This is a genomic window from Maribacter aquimarinus, from assembly GCF_047345505.1.
Taxonomy (GTDB): domain Bacteria; phylum Bacteroidota; class Bacteroidia; order Flavobacteriales; family Flavobacteriaceae; genus Maribacter.
In genome coordinates this window covers 1-1,303 of the sequence record NZ_JBLFEO010000072.1, presented here as the reverse complement: position 1 = coordinate 1,303, position 1,303 = coordinate 1, and the positions used below count along the sequence as shown (strand labels likewise).

Sequence of the window (1,303 nt, the reverse complement as noted above, 5' to 3'; positions counted from 1 at the left end):
AGGGTCATGCTGTGCGATGCTTTGAACCTCCTGGCGAAACCCTTGAATTTCTTGGCCACCGATTGTTTTATCTTCAAGTTGGAAAAGCCCTCGTTTTTATAGCATTTGTCCATAATTGGATCAATTTTTTACTGATTTCCAGCACCTTACCCAGTTTTTGGATAAAAAATAGCGTTGGAATCTTCTTCTTTAAGTTACAATTGCTTATCTATCAGATACATAAGAAACGAAACCTGCGCCAGCAGGTTACCCTCTTGCTCTTCCTTTTTTGTCCCGTGGACGGGACCTAAAACGGCGACATTGCCCATTGGGGCAATACCTGTTCTTTTATGTTGAAAATTTGGAACGGACCGCTCTTGGAAAGTCAGATCTTGAACGATGTTATAAGGTCCGGTGCTTAAAGTTACATAAATGTCACCGTCTTTGTGCCGCTTATGGACATAAAAAAAGCACCCCATAAGGGATGCTTTCAATTGATGCCATTTACACCTTGAATACGTAGGTATAATCGTAGAGCTTCCGTTGTGCCTCGGCCAAAAGGGCGTTCTCATAGTGCCCGGCTTGGCCACGGAGCTGTTTTCCGTACTGCCGCTCCACATCACGCATGGCACGCTGCAAGAGCCGCTCTTGTGCCTCCGTGCTCAGATCCATAAAGTTCAGTTGTACCATCATCTTGCGTTTTAGTATTCACTGGGCAGCATCAGCGTGTCGTTCACAAAAAACAACCGCAGTTCATCCAATGGAAAATCCGTGGCCCGGTACCACTGTGTTTCCAAAATGTTGTCATTGCCATCGCTGTAGACGATCCGGGCCTCATATCCGGTAAAATCCTGTTTTTCTTCGGACAGTCTTTTGAAGTCTATGGTCACCCACTTGCTGCGATGTTTCAAACCCTTGGCCATTACCGATGTGTCGGTGATCAACCAATGGCAACCGGCAACATCGGACAGATATTTCAATCCGTCGGTGAACCGGGTTCCAAGGATGGGGATGTAATGGTACATCTGTGTTCCCGTGAAACATTGCAAGCGCTCTCTTATTTCCTTATCTCGTAATTTCATTTTTTAACTTTTTAAAGTTGAACATTTTAAAAGAGGGCGCCACTTTCCCGAGCACCGCCCTCTTTGTCTTTTAAGATTGCCGCTCCGTTTTGTTCCCGAGCAAAAGGATCTCGTCGGCCACTACCTCGGTCACATAGCGTTGGTTTCCATCGTCCATGGTGTAGGTCCTGGTCTTCAGTTTTCCCACAATGCCCACTTCCTTGCCTTTCGCAACATGGTTCTCCACAATTTCGGCCGTCTTG

4 protein-coding genes are annotated in these 1,303 nt (G+C 46.2%); all 4 read right to left on the bottom strand.

Annotation, left to right across the window (positions count from 1 at the left end):
- Nucleotides 1-194: 194 nt before the first annotated feature.
- Nucleotides 195-473 carry a hypothetical protein gene (locus ACKWCC_RS19290; RefSeq protein ID WP_413997601.1) on the bottom strand — a complete coding sequence of 93 codons (279 nt, stop codon included), beginning with the start codon at nt 471-473 and terminating at the stop codon, nt 195-197.
- Between the two features lie 10 nt (nt 474-483).
- Nucleotides 484-669 (bottom strand): hypothetical protein, encoded by a 186-nt coding sequence (locus tag ACKWCC_RS19285; RefSeq protein WP_413997600.1) that lies wholly within the window; start codon nt 667-669, stop codon nt 484-486.
- Between the two features lie 11 nt (nt 670-680).
- Entirely contained in the window at nt 681-1,061 is a 381-nt protein-coding gene (locus ACKWCC_RS19280) for a DUF6876 family protein (protein WP_413997599.1), read from the bottom strand.
- Between the two features lie 70 nt (nt 1,062-1,131).
- On the bottom strand, nt 1,132-1,303 hold a 172-nt coding region (locus ACKWCC_RS19275), incomplete at its 5' end, for a single-stranded DNA-binding protein (RefSeq protein WP_413997602.1).

Coding starts and splice junctions, on each gene's coding strand:
- ACKWCC_RS19285 (WP_413997600.1), bottom strand. CDS start 669: ATGGTACAACTGAACTTTATGGATCTGAGCACGGAGGCACAAGAGCGG.
- ACKWCC_RS19280 (WP_413997599.1), bottom strand. CDS start 1,061: ATGAAATTACGAGATAAGGAAATAAGAGAGCGCTTGCAATGTTTCACG.